The following is a 17,922-nucleotide window of genomic DNA, read 5'->3' on the forward strand; positions in this document are numbered from 1 at the left end:
AGAGACCTCTGGCGACCAGGCGGGGATCAAGTCGGCGACCCTGCAGGTCAAGGGGCCCAACGCCTACGGCTGGCTGAAGACCGAGGCCGGCGTCCACCGCTTGGTGCGCATCTCGCCGTTCGACAGCGCCGCCAAGCGCCACACCAGCTTTGCTTCGGTCTGGGTCTATCCGGTGGTCGACGACACCATCGTCATCGACATCAATCCCGCCGACGTGCGCACCGACACCTATCGGGCCTCCGGCTCTGGCGGCCAGCACATTAACAAGACCGACTCGGCGGTACGCCTGACCCACATCCCGACCGGCGTCGCCGTCGCCTGCCAGGCCGGCCGCTCGCAGCATCAGAACCGGGAAGAAGCCTGGAAGATGCTCCGCGCGCGGCTCTACGAACTGGAGCTTCAGAAGCGCGAGGCCGACAAGCAGGCGCTGGAGGACCAGAAGACCGACATCGGCTGGGGCCACCAGATCCGCAGCTACGTCCTGCAACCCTACCAGATGGTCAAGGACCTGCGCACCGAGGTGGAGACCTCCGACACCCAAGGCGTCCTCGACGGCGACCTCGACGCCTTCATGGGGGCGGCGCTCGCCCAGCGGGTGGGCGTGACGCGGGACGCGGTGGAGAGCGCCTGACCGGACCTGAGATTACTCCGCTGCTTCCGGGACCAGGCTTAACTGCTCGGGAACCGGCGGGACCAGCTTGACGCTGCGGCCGGCGAAATAGGCGCCGGGCTCGACCGACAGCTGGCCGTGGGTGATGTCGCCGTCGACGCGGGCGGTGGCGTAGAGCTTGACGGTCCGCGCGGTGATCGTGCCCGCCACCCGGCCGCGGATCTCGACGGCCTCGGCGGTCACCGCGCCCTCGACCTGGCCGGTCTCGCCGATCGAAAGGTGGGCCACGTCGAGGTCGCCGCGTATTGCGCCGTCAAGCTGCACGTCGCCGTCGCTCTTCAGGTCCCCCTCGACGCTGACGTTCTCGGTGATCAGCGAGCAGGCGATGGGCTTGCGGCTCGGCGCGTCGGCGCTCTCGGGCCGGCTGGAGGGAACGGGTTTAGTCGGCTTGCTGAACATAGGCCCCCGCCTTGACGAAACGATCCGGATTCTGCGCGCGGCCGTTCACCCACACCTCGTAGTGCAGGTGCGTGCCGGTGGAGCGGCCGGTGGAGCCCATGCCGCCCAGGCGCTGGCCGAGCGCGACCTGCTGGCCGACGGCGACCGAGATCACCGCCATGTGCGCATAGCGGGTCTTGAAGCCGCGGCCATGGTCGATCTCCACGGTGTTGCCATAGCCGGACCTGACGCCGGTGAACGACACCACGCCCGGCCCGGTCGCGTGGATCGCCGTCATCGGGGCGCCGGCGAAGTCGAGGCCGGAGTGGAAGGCCGGCTGGCCGGTGAAAGGGTCGTAGCGCACGCCGAAGCCGCTGGACTTCTCGGTTCCGGTGGTCGGCTCGGCGAAGGGAAGGGCCTGGGCCGCCTGCTCCAGGGCATGGGCCTCGCTCATGTCGGCGGCGGCGTGCTGGATGCGGTCGGCGAAGCCCTCATCGACGTCGAGCACGGCGGCCAGCGCGCGGGGATCCTTGGTCTCGATCAGCGGCCCGCCCAGCGCGTCGCCCTTCGGCATGTAGGCCGCCGGCGTCAGCCCCGCGAGCCGGAACGCCAGGCGCAGGCGGTCGGCCCGGCTCTTGGCGAAGCTGTCGGCGGCGTCGAGCAGCCGCTCCTGGCTGACCCGCACCGTCTCGACGATGTGGGCCGGATTCTTGTCGCTGGAGGCCAGCGCCTGGTTGATCACCGGCGTCAGCGCCTCGGCCGCGCCCGGCGCGCCGCGGATGTCGGTGAGCAGCATGGCCAGCGCCGCGTGGCGTTTTTCGAGGTTCGCGGCCAGCGACAGGTTCGAGCCGCCGCCGGCGTTCAGCTCGGCCACCGCGGAGTTCAGCCGCGCCTGGCGGTCGGCGATCCAGCGTTCGTACTTGGCCTGGGTGCGGGCGATCTCGCGGTCGGCCGAGGAGGCCGAGAGCGCGTTGACCAGCATGGCGGCGCTGCAGACGCCCATCCACAGCGCGGCGGCCGACAGGGTCGCAGCCGCGGCCATCTGCTTTCTGGGGGTGAGGACGTAGCCCTTCATCTCACCGCCCGAGCGGACGTAGAGATGGCGTTCCGGGAATAGCTCGACGAGCGAGCGGCGGAGGCGCGCCAGACGTTCCATGCGTTCGCGGAGGTCCCCAGCCTTTGAACCCGGCGATATGCGATGAGATTTTAACGGCGCGCAAGACGCCTTGCGCCGATTCGCAGCTCAAGCATGGCTCGCCCAGGCGGCGGCGTGCGACGGCGGGTCGCGGCGTGTTTAGAGCGCCTTAACCGCGTCCAGCACCGCCTTGGCGTGGCCGGCCACCTTCACCTTGCGCCAGATGCGCCGGATGACGCCGTCGCGGATCAGGAAGGTCGAGCGCTCGATGCCCATGTACTCGCGCCCGTAGAGCTTCTTCGCCACCCAGCTTTCGAACCGCTCGATGACGCCGCCTTGCGGGTCCGAGCCCAGCCGGACGGTCAGGCCGTACTTGCCGGCGAACTTTTCGTGGCTCTTCACGCTGTCCTTGGAGGCGCCCACCACGGTCGCACCCGCCTTGGCGAACTCGGGCGCCAGGGCGGTGAAGTCCTGGCCCTCCATGGTGCAGCCGGTCGTATCGTCCTTCGGATAGAAGTAGAGCACCAGGGTCTTGCCCTTGAAGTCCGCCAGGCGAATCGGGCCTTCGGCGCTTTCAAGCTCGAAGTCGGGGGCGGCTGCGCCCTCTGTGATCTTGCTCATCGGGTGTTCCTTCAGACGGGTTTCACCAGGACGATCTTCTTCTTGCCGGCGGCGAGCTTGACGACGCCTTCGACCAGATCGGCGGCGGTCACCGTGCGGTTGGCGTCGAGCTCGGCCTTGTCGTTGACCCGCAAGCCGCCGCCCTGCGCCAGCCGCCGGGCCTCGCCGCGCGAACCCGCCAGGCCGGCGTCGGCGGCCAGGGCCGCCAGCACGATGCCCGCCTCGAGCTCCGCCGCCGGTACCTCATGGGTGGGCAGGTCGTCGGAAAGCCGGCCCTGCTCGAACGCGGCCTCGGCCGCCGCGGCGGCCTTGGCGGCCTCCTCGGCTCCGTGGAGCAGGGTCGTGGCGGCGTTGGCCAGCACCTTCTTGGCCTCGTTGATCTGGGCGCCCGGCAGGGCCTCCAGCAGGGCGATCTCGCCGAGCGGCAGGTCGGTGAACAGCCGCAGGAACCGTCCGACGTCGGCGTCCTCGGTGTTGCGCCAGAACTGCCAGTAGTCGTACGGCGAGCGCATGTCGGCGTTCAGCCACACGGCCCCGCCCACCGTCTTGCCCATCTTGGCGCCCGAGGCGGTGGAGAGCAGCGGCGTGGTCAGGCCGAAGGCCGGCTTCTGGTCGACCCGGCGGATCAGCTCGACGCCGTTGACGATGTTTCCCCACTGGTCGGAGCCGCCCATCTGCAGGACGCAGCCCAGCCGCCGCTCCAGCTCCAGGAAGTCCACCGACTGCATCAGCATGTAGTTGAACTCGAGGAAGGTCATCGGCTGCTCGCGCTCGAGCCTAGCCTTCACGCTGTCGAAGGCCAGCATCCGGTTGATGGTGAAATGCACGCCGAACTCGCGCAGGAACTCCACGTAGCCGAACTTCGAAAGCCAGGTGTCGTTGTCGACCATGACCGCGTCGGTCGGCCCGTCGCCGAAGGTCAGGAACCGCTCGAAGGTCCCCTTGATGGTGGCGATGTTGCCCTGGATCTGCGCCTCCGTGAGGAGAGGGCGCGATTGGTCCTTGTCGGTCGGATCGCCCACCTTGGTGGTGCCGCCGCCCATCACCACGACCGGCTTGTGGCCGGCCTGCTGGAAGCGGCGCAGCATCATGATCTGAATGAGGGAGCCGACGTGCAGGCTGGGCGCGGTGGCGTCGAAACCGATGTAGCCCGCAATGGGACCGGCCTTAGCCGCGGCGTCCAACTCCGCGGGATGGGTGATCTGGTGGATGAACCCGCGCGCCTGCATGGTGCGCAGGAACTCGGACTCGAACGGCTGGTCGGACATTTCGGCGATCTCGGGAAGTCGGTCGCCGGGCTCTAGCACGGCGGGGTCGCGGAATTCGAGGGACATGGCAGGCTCCTTGGAATTGAAGGAGGCCGACGCGCTGGAGTTTGGGTGGAATTGCGCCGGCCGGAGAGAGCAGGCGCAAAGGGTCGGTCGCCTGCGGCTAGGGCAGGCGGTAATAGCGGCCGGAGAGGGCGGCTTTGCCGAACATGGCGGCTGACTAAGCGCCGCGGTCGTGGCAGTCAAGCTGCATGCGCGTACTGGGATTCATGACCGGCACCTCCCTCGACGCCGTCGACATGGCGGTGCTGGAAACCGATGGCGAGGCCATCTCCGCCTTCGGGCCGGCCGGGGAGCGCAAGCTCACCGACGCCACCCGCGACCTCATGCTGGAGGCCACCAAGCAGGCGCTGGCCTGGCCGCGCGGCGCGCCGGAGCCGGCCATCTTCGCCGAGGCCGCGAGGGCCGGCGCGGAGGAGCATTTCGCCGCGGCGCAGGAGTTCCTGGCCGCCAACGGCCTCAAATGGCCCGACATCGACCTGATCGGCATGCACGGCCAGACCGTGCTGCACGAGCGCCCCAGGGAAGGCCGGGTCGGCCGCACCGTGCAACTCGGCGACGCCGCGCTGCTGGCGGCCAAGGCCGGCGTCCCGGTGGCCCACGACTTCCGCATCGCCGACGTCGCCGCGGGCGGGGAGGGGGCGCCGCTGGCCCCCATCTACCACCTGGCCCGCGCCCGGGCGTCCGGTCTCGAAGCTCCGCTGGCCGTGCTGAACATCGGCGGCGTCGCCAACGTCACCTTCTGGTCGGCCAAGGACTTTGGGGGCGACGAGATCGCGGCCTTCGACACCGGCCCCGGCAACGGCATGATCGACCTGATGGTGCAGGCGAGAGGCGCCGGGCGCTTCGACGACAAGGGCCGCTACGCCAGCGTCGGCCAGGTGAACGCCGGCGTGCTGGCGGGCCTGCTCGGACATCCCTACTTCGCCGCCCCGCCGCCCAAGTCCCTCGACCGCTTCGACTTCTCTCTCGAGCCGTTGGAAAAGCTGGAGCTGGAGGACGCCGCCGCCACCCTGGTGGCGTTCATGGCCGAGGCCGTGCGCGTGGGCTTCGAGATGATGGGGCAGAGCCCCCGCGAAGTGGTGGTCACCGGCGGCGGCCGCCACAATCCGGAGATCATGAAGGCGCTGGCCGAACGCCTGCCCATGCCGGTGAACGCCGCTGAGACCCACGGCTGGCGCGGCGACTCCATCGAGGCCGAGGCCTTCGCCTACCTCGCCGCCCGCACGGCCCGCGGCCTGCCCATCAGCTTCCCCAAGACCACCGGCGTGCCGAGGCCGATGACCGGCGGCAAGATCGTGAAGCCCTGATCGTCAAATCGGCCGGTTGTCGCCCACCTCGAATTTTTGTCTCGGTTCACCGTGGCGGACCCCCTGGCTGTCCGTCGGTTTACCATGACTAGCGCTATATGTGGTGCGTGTCAGTACATATGATGAGCATATATTGCGTCTTGATAGAATATAGTCTGAGTTATGCTTAACTACTCTCGTATTAACGGTCTCCCTACCAACCTGACTCTACAACGCGTGCCGGTCAGGACGTGCTGAGAGTTCGGGAATGCTTCGTCTGGGTGTTGGGATTCTGTTTACCGTCTCCGCTTTTCTTGTGGCGGTCGCGGCGCCTGTGGCCGCGTGCGCCAGCCAGGTCGACGACGCGGTGCTGGCCGAGCTCAATCAGGCGCGGCAGCATCCCGCCCAGTATGCGCGCAGCCTGCAGATCCAGCGGGTGACCGCGCGCCAGGAGGCCGGCGACGACGCCGACCCGAACGCGCTCGCGGAGGCCATCGAGTTCCTGGAGCGCCAGGCTCCGTTGGAGCCGCTCAGCCGCGACCCGCGGCTGGACGCGGCGGCTGCGGACCACGTGGCGGCCCAGGGCGCCAGCGGACAGGTGGGCCATGGCGAGTTCGCCCGCCGCCTGCGCTCGCACGTGATGGGCGCCAGCCTCGCCGGCGAAGACATCTACTACGGTGAGTACGGCGAGCAGAACGCCCGCGAAGTCGTCCGCCGCCTTATCGTCGACAAGGGCGTCCCGGACCGGGGCCACCGGGCGAACATCTTCGGGGCCGGGTTCCAGGCGGGCGGCGTCAGCTGCGGCCCGCACGCGGTCTACGGATCGATGTGCGTCATCGACTTCGCGGGCGGGCAGTTGCTCGGCCGCGCCGCCAGTCCTCAGTCCTTGGCGCGTTCCTGGTAGGAGCCGTCCTCGGTGAGGATCACGACGCGCGTGCCGGCGGCGATATAGGGCGGCACCATGATCCGCGCGCCGTTGCTGAGGATGGCCGGCTTGTAGGAGGACGAGGCGGTCTGGTTCTTCACCGCCGGCTCCGTCTCGACGATGTCGAGGGTCACAAGGCGCGGAAGCTCCAGCGCGATGGGCACGCCCTCGTGCGTCGAGAGCGTCACCGTCATCCCGTCCTGCAGCCAGATCGCCGCGTCGCCGACGACCTCCGGGGTGGCCACGACCTGGTCGTAGGTCTCAGGGTTCATCAAGTGGAACCCCTCGCCGTCCTGGTAGAGGAAGGTGAAGTTCCGATCGTCCACGAAGGCGCGCTCGACCTGCTCGGTGGTGCGCCAGCGTTCCGACACCTTCACGCCGTCCGAGATGCGGCGCATGTTCAGTTGCGTCACCGGCGTGCCTTTGCCGGGATGGATGTTCTCGGCAGTCAGGACGACGTAGAGCTTTCCCTCCATGTCGACGACGGCCCCCTTGCGGAGCGAGCTGGCGGCTACTTTCAAGTCGGTATCCCTCGATGACGGCGGCCGCGCTGTGATCACGCGCGATTCCGCTAAGCAAATTGTTGTCGCGCCCCTATAGCGATTGGCGCCGAAATCGCCAGCCCCCCACCGGTCGCACGCCTTGCCCGAAGACCAAGCCTCGCCCTGGTGGAGTCCCGGCCGGCACGCCGACCGCCGGCCGTTCCTGCTGGCCCGCAACCGCATCACCGCCGCCGTCCGCGCCTGGTTCGAGGCCCGCGAGTTCGTGGAGGTCGAGACGCCGGGCCTGCAGGTCTCGCCGGGCAATGAAGCGCACCTGCATGCCTTCGCCACCGAAGCCGTAGGCCACGCCGGCGGGCGGACCCCGCTCTACCTGCGCACCTCGCCGGAGTTCGCCGCCAAGAAGCTGCTGGCCGCCGGCGAGACCCGGACTTTCGAGCTCGCCCGCGTCTGGCGCAACCGCGAGCGCGGACCGCTGCACCATCCGGAGTTCACACTGCTGGAATGGTATCGGGCCGGCGAAACCTACGAGACGCTGATGGCCGACTGCGCGAGCCTGCTGGCGGTCGCGGCGGAGGCGGCCGGCGCCGGCGTGCTCAGCTTCAAAGGCCGTAGCGTCGATCCGCTCGCTGAGCCGGAGCGAGTGACCCTGGCCGAGGCCTTCGAGCGTTTCGCCGGGATCGACCTGCTCGCCACCGTCCAGGCCGACGGCGCCACGGACCGTGACGGGCTGGCCGCCGCGGCTGCCGGCCAGGGGATCCGGGTCGCGCCCGACGACACCTGGGCCGACGTGTTCAGCCGGGTGCTGGTGGAGAAGGTTGAGCCGAATCTCGGCCGCGACCGGGCCACTATCCTCTGCGAATATCCGGTCGGCGAGGCCGCGCTCGCCCGGCCCAAGGCCGCCGACCCGCGCGTCGCCGAGCGCTTCGAGCTCTATGCCTGCGGCGTGGAGCTGGCCAACTGCTTCGGCGAACTCACCGATGCGGCCGAACAGCGCCGCCGCTTCGAAGCCGAGATGGCCGAGAAGGCCCGTGTCTACGGCGAACGCTATCCCATCGACGAGGACTTCCTGACGGCGCTGGCGCAGATGCCACAGGCGAGCGGCGGCGCGCTCGGCCTCGACCGCCTGGTCATGCTGGCTGCCGGCGCGAGCCGCATCGAGCAGGTGCTGTGGGCGCCTGTCGCTGAGACGTCCTGAGCGCGCGGGTCAACGCGTCGGCGGCCGCGTGGCGATCTGATGCAGTTCTTCGTCGCTCGGCGGGCGGCCGTTCGGCGTCACCTCGTCCACGGCCTGCGGCAGCACGTGGGCGAGGTCAGTGAGCAGCGCGTCGCGCGGCATCCCGGTCTGCTGTTGCAGCGCCTGCACGGCGCCTTCGCCCAGCGCATCGGCCACCTGCGGCGGCGCGAGCGGCTGGTTGGCGCCGTGCTGGACCCAGGAATTCACCTGCTGGCCGTAGCCTTTCTGCTGGAAATGGTCGATCAGCGCGCCCAGCGCCCCGGCCCCGCCAAGGCTGCCCAGCACGCCGGCGAGGCCGCCGCCGCCGAGCAGGCCGCTAAGGCCGCCCAGCAGCCCGCCGCCGGCGGATTGCGGCATCTGGCCGGGTGTGGCGCCGCTGGGCTGCTGGTCCCGCGGATCGAAGCTTCGGTTCTCGGCCGCGGCGCCATGGGAAGCCTCGTAGCTCCGAACCGCCTTGACCAGCAGCGCGAGCATCACCCCGGCCGCCACCGTGCCGCCCAGACCCGGTTGCGGAGCGCCCTGTGAGCGAGCGCCGCCCACGCTTCCAAGAATCTGATCCAGCAACGCCATGTCCATGTCCTCAAGAAAGGTCCCCGCGCATTCCAACCGGCGGGGCGCCCAGTCGTTCCCTTCTGCGTGAGGGCCGGAACGGGCGGGCGCCCCGTGGGTTGAGGATCGTTCCAATAACGTCGTTCAGGAGCCTCCGATGGGCGTCTTCAGCAGCATCATGGACAAGATCTTCCATCATCCCGCCGCCGCCCAAGCCGCGCCTCAGGCGCAGCCTCAGCCGGCCGTGGCGACCGCGGCTCAGCCCGCCGCCCAGTCGGCCGCCCAGTCGGCCGCCCCGGCCTCCTCGCTCCCGCAGGTCGATGTCGAGGGGGTGCTGGTTACGATGGCGGAGTTCAAGGGCGACGGCGGCAATTGGCGCACGTCAATCGTCGACCTGCTGAAGCTTCTCGACCTCGACTCCGGCCTGCAGGCTCGCAAGCAACTCGCCGAGGAGCTTGGCGTCCACGCCGGCGCCGACGGCTCCGACGAGGAGAATGTGGCGCTGCACCAGGCGGTGATGCAGAAGCTGGCTGACAACGGCGGCCTGGTCCCCGACAGTTTGCGGGCCGTCTAACCCCGCGTTGCGGCCGGGGCCGGCGGGCGCCATACCGCCCGCATGACCCCGGTCAAGACTCTTCGAACCCCAGCCTCGCTCGCCGTCGCCGGCTTGGTCGCGCCGGATCGTCTGGCGGCGCTGGAGCGGATCGCGACCCAGTACGCCGTCGCCATCACGCCCTCCATGGCGGACCTCATGGACCCCGCCGATCCGGACGACCCGATCGCCCGCCAGTTCGTCCCTAGCGACGCGGAAATGGAGTTGCGTCCCGAGGAGTCGGCCGATCCTGTCGGCGACTTCGCCCATTCGCCGGTGGAAGGCGTCGTCCACCGCTATCGCGACCGCTGCCTGCTCAAGCTCAACCACGCCTGCGCGGTCTATTGCCGCTTCTGCTTCCGCCGCGAGATGGTGGGGCCCGAAGGCCTGCGCCCGCTGTCGCCGGCCGCCCTCGACGCGGCGATGGCCTACATCGCCGAGCGGCCGCACATCTGGGAGGTGATCGTCACCGGCGGCGATCCCTTCATCCTGTCGCCGCGCCGGCTCCGCGACGTGATGCGCCGGCTCTCGCAGATCGACCACGTGAAGGTCGTCCGCTTTCACACCCGCGTGCCCGCGGTCGAGCCGGAGACGGTCACCGACGAACTGGTGGCGGCGCTGCAGGCGCCCGGCAAGGCTGTCTATGTCGCCCTGCACGCCAACCACGCCCGCGAGCTGACGCCGGCCGCCCGCGCCGCCTGCGCCAGGATCGTCGACGCAGGCATCCCCATGCTCGGCCAGACCGTGCTGCTGGCCGGGGTCAACGACGACCCGGAGACCCTGACCGCCCTGATGCGCGCTCTCGTGGAGACGCGGATCAAGCCCTACTACCTGCATCACGCCGACCTCGCCCCGGGGACGTCGCACCTGCGGACCTCGATCGAGCAGGGCCAGGGGCTGATGCGGGCCATGCGCGGCGCCGTCTCCGGCCTCTGCCAGCCGACCTATATCCTCGACATCCCCGGGGGCCACGGGAAGGTGCCGGTGGGTCCGGGTTACCTGGCGGAGGGCTGCGTCGAGGATCCCGCCGGCCGCCGCCACGTCTATCCGCCCCGATCTTCTGCAGACAAGTCTGCCTGATGGCCTGGACGCGCCGCTACGACGAGGCCGAGCCGCAGCGGGTCAACAAGTGGCTGGCCCAGAACGGCGTCTGTTCCCGCCGCGAGGCCGAGGGCCTGATCGAGCGGGGCCTGGTCTCCATCGACGGCGAGACCGTCGCCGACGCCGGCCGCAAGATCCTGCCGGGCCAGACCCTGGTGCTGGTCGACAGCGATAGCGCGGCCCCGCTCAGCGTCGTGCTGCACAAGCCCATGGGCATCGTCTCCGCCCAGCCGGAGCCCGGCCAGACCCCCGCCGTGCGCCTGCTCACCCGCGCCACCCTGGTCGGCGAAAGCCCCTCGATCCCCGACCGCGACACCCGCCTGGCCCCGCTCGGCCGCCTCGACATGGACAGCCGCGGCCTGCTGCTGCTCTCCGAGGACGGCGTCCTGGCCAAGGCGATCATCGGGCCCGAGTCCGACCTGGAGAAGGAGTACCTGGTCCGGGTCACCGGCAAGATCACGCCGGAGAAGATCGGCCGCCTCTGCCATGGCCTGACCATGGACGGCCGCCAGCTGAAGCCCGCCAAGGTCAGCGTGGTGCAGGGGCAGGAGCTGCGCTTCGTCCTCAAGGAAGGCCGCAACCGCCAGATCCGCCGCATGTGCGAACTGGTCGGCCTGCACGTCATGGACCTGGTCCGCATCCGTATCGGCAGCCTGCAGCTCGGCGACCTGGCGGAAGGCAAGTGGCGGGTGCTGGCGCCCGAGGAGCGCGCCGCCCTGATCGGCGGCTAGAGCACGATGGGGTCAGGCGGAATCGCCTGACCGCTGAATAGTGCGCTAAATTCAAAGTGTAGACCCTGATTAACGATTCAGATCGCGTCGATCTGAACCGATCAGGGTCTAGCCGCCGACCAGCCCCTGAGACCCCTCCTGCGGCGCAGGTTGCGCGCACCGGCCAACTTTGGCACTTTCCCGCCTCTTGTCCGGGGCCGCGAAGAGGGCGCGCTCCGGTTCTTGGGAAATTTGGGGCAGGGAACGAGCGGGGGCCGCGGGGTCACGCGGCCGTCGATCCTCCTCCGCGCGATCGTAAAGGGGTGCGCACGAAATGAGTCTTACGCTGATGCTGGTGATTGCCGCCGGCCTGCTTGCGGTGCTTTACGGCGCCGTGCAGACCGCCTCGCTGCTCCGGGCCTCGCCCGGGAACGCGAAGATGCAGGAGATCGCCGCCGCCATCCAAGAGGGTGCGCAGGCCTATCTGAACAAGCAGTACACCGCGATCGCCGCGGTCGGGGTGGTGATCCTGATCGCCGTCTTCGTCCTGATCGGTCCGCTGGCGGCCGCGGGCTTCGCGACCGGGGCGATCCTCTCCGGCGCGGCGGGCTTCGTCGGCATGCTGATCTCGGTCCGCGCCAACGTCCGCACGGCCCAGGCCGCGTCAGAAGGCCTGGCCAAGGGCCTGTCGCTGGCGTTCCGCTCGGGCGCCATCACCGGCATGCTGGTGGTGGGTTTCGCCCTGATCGGGGTGGCCGGCTACTACGCCTTCCTGACCGGGCCCATGCACCTCGAGAACACCAGCCGCGACGTGCTGGAGCCGATGGTGGCCCTGGGCTTCGGGGCCTCGCTGATCTCCATCTTCGCCCGACTGGGCGGCGGCATCTTCACCAAGGGCGCCGACGTCGGCGGCGACATGGTGGGCAAGGTCGAGGCCGGCATTCCGGAAGACGACCCCCGCAACGCCGCGACCATCGCCGACAACGTGGGCGACAACGTCGGCGACTGCGCCGGCATGGCCGCCGACCTGTTCGAGACCTACGCGGTGACCACGGTCATCACCATGTTCCTGGCCGCGATCCTGTTCCGCGGAACGGAGATGGTCAGCAACCTGATGCTGCTGCCGCTGGCGATCTGCGGCGTCTGCATCGTCACCTCGATCATCGGCACCTTCGGGGTGCGCCTGGGCAAGTCCAACAACATCATGGGCGCGCTCTACCAGGGCCTGATCATCACCGGCGTGCTTTCGGCCGGTGCGATCTACTGGGTGGTCAAGACGCTGGTCACCACCACCATGACGGTCGGGGACAAGACTTTCGACGGTATGAGCCTGTTCTGGTGCGGCATCACCGGCCTCCTGGTCACCGCCGCCATCGTGGTGATCACCGAGTACTACACCGGCACCGGCTTCCGTCCGGTGAAGTCGGTGGCCAAGGCCAGCGTCTCCGGTCACGGCACCAACGTGATCCAAGGCCTGGCGATGTCGCTGGAATCCACCGCGCTGCCGGCGCTGACGATCATCGTCGGCATCATCGTCACCTATAACCTGGCCGGCCTGTTCGGCATCGCCATCGCCGTGACCTCGATGCTGTCCCTGGCCGGCTTCGTCGTCGCCCTCGACGCCTTCGGTCCGGTGACCGACAACGCCGGCGGCATCGCCGAGATGGCCGGTCTCCCGGCCGAGGTCCGCGTCACCACCGACGCCCTCGACGCGGTCGGCAACACCACCAAGGCCGTCACCAAGGGCTATGCGATCGGCTCCGCGGCGCTGGGCGCCCTGGTGCTGTTCGCGGCCTACACCGAGGACCTGAAGTTCTTCTCGGCCAACGCCGCGCCGGGGTCGTTCTTCGACGGCCTCGGCCCGGTCGCCTTCGACCTCTCGAGCCCCTACGTGGTCGTCGGCCTGCTGTTCGGCGGCCTGTTGCCGTTCCTGTTCGGCGGCCTGGCGATGACCGCGGTGGGCCGGGCGGCGGAGTCGGTGGTGGCGGAAGTCCGCCGCCAGTTCCGTGAGAACCCCGGGATCATGACCGGCGAGGTGAAGCCGGAATACGGCCGCGCCGTCTCCATCCTGACCTCCGCGGCGATCAAGGAGATGATCGTGCCGAGCCTGCTGCCGGTGGTCAGCCCGATCCTGCTGTTCTTCGTCATCAAGGCCATCGCCGGCAAGGTCGACGCCTTCGCCTCGCTGGGCGCGATGCTGATGGGAGTGATCGTCACCGGTCTCTTCGTCGCCATCTCGATGACCTCGGGCGGCGGGGCGTGGGACAACGCCAAGAAGCTGATCGAAGAGGGCCACTACGGCGGCAAGGGCTCCGAGGCGCACAAGGCCGCGGTGACCGGCGACACCGTCGGCGACCCCTACAAGGACACCTCGGGTCCCGCCGTGAACCCGATGATCAAGATCACCAACATCGTAGCCCTGCTGCTGCTGGCGGTCCTGGCCCACGGCGTGATCCACTGATCGCTGTCACAGCCTGAGACGAAAACGCCCCGGAGAGCGATCTCCGGGGCGTTTTTGATTCTGAGCCCCATCCCTCCTCTTTAGGGGAGGGTGAACCGAGCGCAGCTCGGGACGGGTGGGGGTGTGTGGGCCAAGTTGAGAGTCGCCACTTCCCCACCCTGGCCGCTTGCGCGGCCTGTCCCTCCCCTAAAGAGGAGGGATGATGACCCTAGTTCCGCCGGTCGCCCGGGCGGTTGCCGGGGACGCCTTCGTCTTCCTGCGGAAGCATCGAGCCGCGGCCGACGTTGCCCAGGATCTGTTCGAGGATGGTCAGCTCGCGCCCGCGGGTCGGGGTCTCGCGGCCGTTGAAGGCGATGACCTTGCCGTCCTTCAGCGTGTAGCTGTTGACGCTCTCGACCGTCTCGGAGTCCTTGTTGAAGGTGATCGCGGTCACGCTGCGGGCGATTACCTCGGGGCGCTTGAACGCCACGCGGGACTTCAGCTGGTTCATGTAGAACCATGTGTTGGGGTCGAAGGCGCCGGTGGCCGAGGGCGAGCCCAGGCGGCCGCGGACGGTCGACTTGGTGTCGGTGCCGATCTTCACTTCCTTGGGATCGGACTCGATGGCCTGGAAGCCGGAATAGCTGGTGATCGGCGCGCAGGCCGAAAGGCTGGCGGCGGCGGCCGGAATCAGCAGGCCGGCGGCGAGGACGGCGAAGGCGGCTCGTGAGGACATATGCGGCTTGAACCTGCTCTTTGCGCTTCAGGCCTTTGACCTATCGTCGCCCGGCCCTTAGTTCAATGCGACTTATGGAACGGATCGGGCGAAATCGAGGCGTCATGCTGCTGGACCGTCTGTTTCGACCTCGCCCGGCGCTCGCCGCCGGCCGCGCGCTCTACGGCCGGGCCGTTGAGCAGTCGCGCAGTCCCGCGCTCTATTCGCAGTTCGGCGCCCCCGACACGGTGGAGGGGCGGTTCGAGATCTACAGCCTGCACGTGGTCCTGCTGCTGGACCGGCTGCGCGGGCAGGGCGAGGCCGCGAGCGAAGTCTCCCAGAGCCTGTTCGACACCTACGTGAAGGGCCTCGACCACGCGCTGCGGGAAATGGGCGTCGGCGACCTGGCGGTGGGCCGCAAGATGCGCAAGCTCGGCGAGGCCTTCTACGGACGCGGCAAGTCCTATGAGACCGCCTTCGCGACCTTGCCGGACACCGGGGCCCTGCAGGCGCTGCTGACCCGCACGGTCTATGCGGACGCCGAGGTCACGCCCGCGCCGCGGCTCGTGGCTTACATCCTGGCGCAGCGCGCCGCGCTCGCCGGGCAGCCGCTGGAGCGCCTGCTGGCCGGCGAGGTCGACTGGGCGCAGCCATGAGCAAGGCCTGGACCACCCCTGTCCGGCTGCACGAGCTCGGCCGTGGGGCCTTGAGCGTCCGGCTGGAACCCGACGCCGCGGAGCGGGCCAAGATCGCTCACGACCTGGGCCTGGAGACGCTGCCGGCGCTGAGCGCGCAACTGACCGTGAAGCCCTGGCTCGACGGCGCGGAGATCACCGGGCGATTCGAGGCCGTGGTGGAGCAGATCTGCGCGGTCTCGCTTGATCCCTTCGAACATCCGCTGGCAGGCGCGATCGAAGTCCGCGTCGTGCCCGCCGGCAGCCCACAGGCTCCGGAGACCAGCGGCGGGGAGCTGGAGTACGACCCCGAGGCGCCCGATCCCCCGGACGTGCTGGAGGGCGACACCATCGACCTGGCGGCCTATGTGGTCGAGCACCTGGCGCTGGAGATCGACCCCTTCGCGCGCAAGCCGGGCGTGGAGTTCGACTACACGCCCCCCGACGGGCCGGAATCGCCCTTCGCCGTGCTCAGGAAACTGAAGGGCGGCGAACCCTAGCGCGTTTAAGGCCTTGTTTGCATTGCCGAGCCCCGGCGCTATCGTCCCCGGCGAATCCGGCGGGACCCGTCGAAGGACCAAAGCGCCGTCTTGACCCAGCCACTGGTGATTTCCATCGACGCCATGGGCGGTGACCACGGACCGCCCGTGGTGATCCCGGCCGTCGTGCGCGCGATCTCGGCCTTGCCGGAAACCGTGCGCTTCCTGCTGCACGGTGACGAGAAGGTGATCGCCGCGGGCCTGGCCAAGCAGCCGGGGGCCGCCCGCCGGGTGGAAATCCGCCACGCCGAGCGGGTGATCGGCATGGACGAAAAGCCTGCCCAGGCGCTACGCCGCGGCAAGGGCACCTCGATGTGGAACGCCGTGGAGGCGGTGCGCGACGGCCAGGCCGTGGCGGCGGTCTCGGCCGGCAACACCGGCGCCCTGATGGCGATCTCCAAGCTGATCCTGCGGATGAGCGCCGACCTGGAGCGCCCCGCCCTGGTCACCAGCATCCCGACCGCGCGTTCGGTCACCACCTTCCTCGACGTGGGCGCCAACATCGACTGCGACGCCGAACGGCTGGTGGAGTTCGCCATCATGGGCGAGGCCTACCACCGCGCCGCGCACGGCGTGCCCCGGCCCACCGTCGGCCTGCTGAACGTCGGCTCCGAGGAGATGAAGGGCCACGAGGAGGTGCGCGAGGCCAACCGCGTGCTGCGCGAGGGCAAGATCGACCTCGACTACCGCGGCTTCGTGGAGGGCGACGACATCACCCGCGGCGCCGTGGACGTGATCGTCACCGACGGCTTCACCGGCAACGTGGCGCTGAAGGCCATGGAGGGCGCCGCCCGGTTCATCAACGCCGAGCTGCGCAACGCGCTGACCTCCGGCCTGACCGCGACGCTGGGCGCCATCCTCGCGCGGTCGGCGCTGATGCGGTTCCGCGAGCGGCTGACCCCGACGCCCGCCGCCCCGTTGCTGGGCCTGAACGGCATCGTGCTGAAGTGCCATGGCGGGGCCAGCGACCGCGATTTCGCAGGCGCGATCCGGCTCGCCGCGGACCTGGCCCGCAGCGACTTCTCCGCCGAGATAGAACGGAATATGAGACGGCTTCCGGATGCGCTTGCCGAGCCCTCGCCCGCGCCTGCTGCAGAGGTCGCCCAAGGAGTTCGCGAGTGACGAGCGTGCTGCGTAGCGCGGTGACCGGCGTCGGCGGCTATCTGCCCGACCGCGTGGTGACCAACGACGACCTCGCCAAGTTCGTGGACACCTCCGACGAATGGATCGTCGAGCGCACCGGCATCCGCCAGCGCCACCAGGCGGCCGACGACCAGCCGGTCTCCGATCTCGCGGTCGCCGCCGCGCGCCGGGCCCTGGAGGCGGCGGGCCGCACGCCCGACGAGGTGGACTTGATCATCGTCGCCACCACCACCGCCGACCTGACCTTTCCGGCGGTCGCGACCATCGTGCAGCGCAAGCTGGGTTGCCCGGTGGGGATCGCCTTCGATGTGCAGGCGGTCTGCTCGGGCTTCGTCTATGCGCTGTCGGTCGCCGACGGCTTCGTGGCCCGCAACCGCTCGCAATGCGCCCTGGTGATCGGGGCCGAGACCATGACCCGGCTGATGGACTGGACCGACCGCGGCACCTGCGTGCTGTTCGGCGACGGGGCCGGCGCGGTCGTCGTGGAACCGCGCGCGGGCGAGGGGACTACCGCCGACCGCGGCCTGCTGGGCTTCGCCCTGCGCGCCGACGGGACCAAGCAGGAGCTGCTGTTCGTCGACGGCGGCCCCTCCACCAACGGCCAGGTCGGCAAGCTTAGGATGCAGGGCAACCAGGTGTTCCGCCACGCGGTGGTGAACATCTCCGAGGCCGTGACGGCGGCCGCCGCCGACGCGGGCATCGAGGTGTCCAGCGTCGACTGGTTCGTGCCCCATCAGGCCAACCTGCGCATCCTGCAGGGCGTCGCCCGCCGGCTCGGCATCGACGAGGCCAAGGTGATCACCACCCTCGACCGGCACGCCAACACCTCGGCGGCCTCCATCCCGCTGGCGCTGGACCAGGGGGTCCGCGACGGGCGGATCAAGCCCGGGAACATGCTGCTGCTGGAGGCGATGGGCGGCGGCCTGACCTGGGGCGCCTGCGTTCTTCGGCTATAGGCTTAACCGCAACGAGCAATCCGATGCTTGAAGTCTTTGACGAGATAGGACAATCAGGGCACGTTGACGGTATCGCGACGGGGGAACGGGAGAGCATGAAGGGCGCGACGGTTACGCGGGCCGATCTCTGTGAGGCGGTCCACGAGGAAGTGGGCCTGACCCGCCAGGATTGCGGCGAGCTGGTCGAGCGCGTGCTCGAGCTGATGGCCGTCGCCCTGGAGAAGGGGCATCAGGTCAAGCTCTCCGGGTTCGGCGTCTTCCAGGTCCGCGCCAAGCGCGCGCGCATGGGGCGCAACCCCAAGACCGGCGAGCCTGCCGCCATCGAGCCGCGCCGGGTGATCGGCTTCCGCGCCTCGCAGGTCATGAAGGCGCGAGTCGACCGCGCCCTGGGCCGAGGATAGCTGCGGTGGGGGCGCTCTA

Annotated in this window: 20 protein-coding genes; 13 read left to right on the plus strand and 7 right to left on the minus strand. The window is 69.5% G+C overall.

Features of this window, described 5'->3' with window-relative positions:
* A partial coding sequence (locus tag JWP28_RS13220; RefSeq protein WP_299543558.1) for a peptide chain release factor-like protein occupies positions 1-631 on the plus strand: 631 nt, incomplete at its 5' end.
* 12 nt (positions 632-643) lie between these two features.
* On the opposite strand, the gene JWP28_RS13225 is transcribed toward JWP28_RS13220, so the two are convergent.
* The 4 genes from JWP28_RS13225 to tyrS form a co-directional block, all read right to left on the minus strand.
* Positions 644-1,069 carry a polymer-forming cytoskeletal protein gene (locus JWP28_RS13225; protein ID WP_299543560.1) on the minus strand — a complete coding sequence of 142 codons (426 nt, stop codon included), beginning with the start codon at positions 1,067-1,069 and terminating at the stop codon, positions 644-646.
* Positions 1,050-2,204, minus strand: a complete 1,155-nt coding sequence (locus tag JWP28_RS13230; RefSeq protein WP_299543563.1) for a M23 family metallopeptidase — start codon at positions 2,202-2,204, stop codon at positions 1,050-1,052. Before JWP28_RS13230 ends, JWP28_RS13225 begins: the two co-directional genes overlap by 20 nt.
* Positions 2,205-2,342: 138 nt before the next feature.
* Entirely contained in the window at positions 2,343-2,804 is a 462-nt protein-coding gene (locus tag JWP28_RS13235; RefSeq protein ID WP_299543565.1) for a peroxiredoxin, read from the minus strand.
* Between the two features lie 11 nt (positions 2,805-2,815).
* A complete protein-coding gene (gene tyrS / locus JWP28_RS13240) occupies positions 2,816-4,138 on the minus strand; it encodes a tyrosine--tRNA ligase (RefSeq protein ID WP_299543567.1) in 1,323 nt (440 codons plus the stop codon).
* Positions 4,139-4,323: 185 nt separating this feature from the next.
* Between tyrS and JWP28_RS13245 the strand changes: the two genes are divergently transcribed.
* Positions 4,324-5,442: an anhydro-N-acetylmuramic acid kinase gene (locus JWP28_RS13245; RefSeq protein WP_299543569.1), complete on the plus strand. Its 1,119-nt coding sequence runs from the start codon at positions 4,324-4,326 to the stop codon at positions 5,440-5,442.
* A gap of 313 nt (positions 5,443-5,755) precedes the next feature.
* A complete protein-coding gene (locus JWP28_RS13250; RefSeq protein ID WP_299543571.1) occupies positions 5,756-6,325 on the plus strand; it encodes a CAP domain-containing protein in 570 nt (189 codons plus the stop codon).
* Here the strand turns inward: JWP28_RS13250 and efp are convergent.
* Positions 6,301-6,867 carry an elongation factor P gene (gene efp / locus JWP28_RS13255; RefSeq protein ID WP_299543573.1) on the minus strand — a complete coding sequence of 189 codons (567 nt, stop codon included), beginning with the start codon at positions 6,865-6,867 and terminating at the stop codon, positions 6,301-6,303. The genes JWP28_RS13250 and efp overlap by 25 nt on opposite strands.
* Before the next feature lie 121 nt (positions 6,868-6,988).
* Between efp and epmA the strand changes: the two genes are divergently transcribed.
* Positions 6,989-8,044 (plus strand): EF-P lysine aminoacylase EpmA, encoded by a 1,056-nt coding sequence (gene epmA, locus JWP28_RS13260; protein WP_299543574.1) that lies wholly within the window; start codon positions 6,989-6,991, stop codon positions 8,042-8,044.
* A 9-nt stretch (positions 8,045-8,053) separates the two neighbouring features.
* Here epmA and JWP28_RS13265 read toward each other — a convergent pair whose 3' ends face one another.
* Positions 8,054-8,653 (minus strand): YidB family protein, encoded by a 600-nt coding sequence (locus JWP28_RS13265; protein WP_299543576.1) that lies wholly within the window; start codon positions 8,651-8,653, stop codon positions 8,054-8,056.
* Between the two features lie 136 nt (positions 8,654-8,789).
* Here JWP28_RS13265 and JWP28_RS13270 point away from each other — a divergent pair, with 136 nt between their 5' ends.
* The 4 genes from JWP28_RS13270 (at position 8,790) to JWP28_RS13285 (ending at position 13,496) form a co-directional block, all read left to right on the plus strand.
* The gene (locus JWP28_RS13270) at positions 8,790-9,206 is read left to right on the plus strand and encodes a DUF3597 domain-containing protein (protein ID WP_299543578.1); all 417 of its coding nucleotides are present in this window, start codon (positions 8,790-8,792) and stop codon (positions 9,204-9,206) included.
* 42 nt (positions 9,207-9,248) lie between these two features.
* Complete coding sequence (locus JWP28_RS13275) at positions 9,249-10,304, plus strand: lysine-2,3-aminomutase-like protein (RefSeq protein ID WP_299543580.1); 1,056 nt, start codon at positions 9,249-9,251, stop codon at positions 10,302-10,304.
* The gene (locus JWP28_RS13280; protein WP_299543582.1) at positions 10,304-11,056 is read left to right on the plus strand and encodes a pseudouridine synthase; all 753 of its coding nucleotides are present in this window, start codon (positions 10,304-10,306) and stop codon (positions 11,054-11,056) included. Before JWP28_RS13275 ends, JWP28_RS13280 begins: the two co-directional genes overlap by 1 nt.
* 313 nt (positions 11,057-11,369) lie before the next feature.
* A complete protein-coding gene (locus tag JWP28_RS13285; protein ID WP_299543584.1) occupies positions 11,370-13,496 on the plus strand; it encodes a sodium-translocating pyrophosphatase in 2,127 nt (708 codons plus the stop codon).
* 208 nt (positions 13,497-13,704) lie between these two features.
* Here JWP28_RS13285 and bamE read toward each other — a convergent pair whose 3' ends face one another.
* Positions 13,705-14,211: an outer membrane protein assembly factor BamE gene (gene bamE, locus JWP28_RS13290; protein WP_299543586.1), complete on the minus strand. Its 507-nt coding sequence runs from the start codon at positions 14,209-14,211 to the stop codon at positions 13,705-13,707.
* Positions 14,212-14,315: 104 nt separating this feature from the next.
* On the opposite strand from bamE, the gene JWP28_RS13295 reads away from it, so the two are divergent.
* The 5 genes from JWP28_RS13295 (at position 14,316) to JWP28_RS13315 (ending at position 17,903) form a co-directional block, all read left to right on the plus strand.
* Positions 14,316-14,846: a ubiquinol-cytochrome C chaperone family protein gene (locus JWP28_RS13295; RefSeq protein ID WP_299543588.1), complete on the plus strand. Its 531-nt coding sequence runs from the start codon at positions 14,316-14,318 to the stop codon at positions 14,844-14,846.
* Positions 14,843-15,364 carry a DUF177 domain-containing protein gene (locus JWP28_RS13300; protein ID WP_299543590.1) on the plus strand — a complete coding sequence of 174 codons (522 nt, stop codon included), beginning with the start codon at positions 14,843-14,845 and terminating at the stop codon, positions 15,362-15,364. The genes JWP28_RS13295 and JWP28_RS13300 overlap by 4 nt, the downstream gene beginning before the upstream one ends.
* A gap of 90 nt (positions 15,365-15,454) precedes the next feature.
* Positions 15,455-16,525, plus strand: a complete 1,071-nt coding sequence (gene plsX / locus JWP28_RS13305) for a phosphate acyltransferase PlsX (RefSeq protein WP_299543592.1) — start codon at positions 15,455-15,457, stop codon at positions 16,523-16,525.
* Positions 16,522-17,502: a beta-ketoacyl-ACP synthase III gene (locus JWP28_RS13310; RefSeq protein WP_299543594.1), complete on the plus strand. Its 981-nt coding sequence runs from the start codon at positions 16,522-16,524 to the stop codon at positions 17,500-17,502. The genes plsX and JWP28_RS13310 overlap by 4 nt, the downstream gene beginning before the upstream one ends.
* 95 nt (positions 17,503-17,597) lie before the next feature.
* Entirely contained in the window at positions 17,598-17,903 is a 306-nt protein-coding gene (locus tag JWP28_RS13315) for an integration host factor subunit alpha (protein ID WP_299543596.1), read from the plus strand.
* The last annotated feature ends 19 nt before the right edge of the window (positions 17,904-17,922 follow it).

It is taken from the genome of Phenylobacterium sp. (assembly GCF_028290885.1).
Taxonomy (GTDB): Bacteria; Pseudomonadota; Alphaproteobacteria; order Caulobacterales; family Caulobacteraceae; genus Phenylobacterium.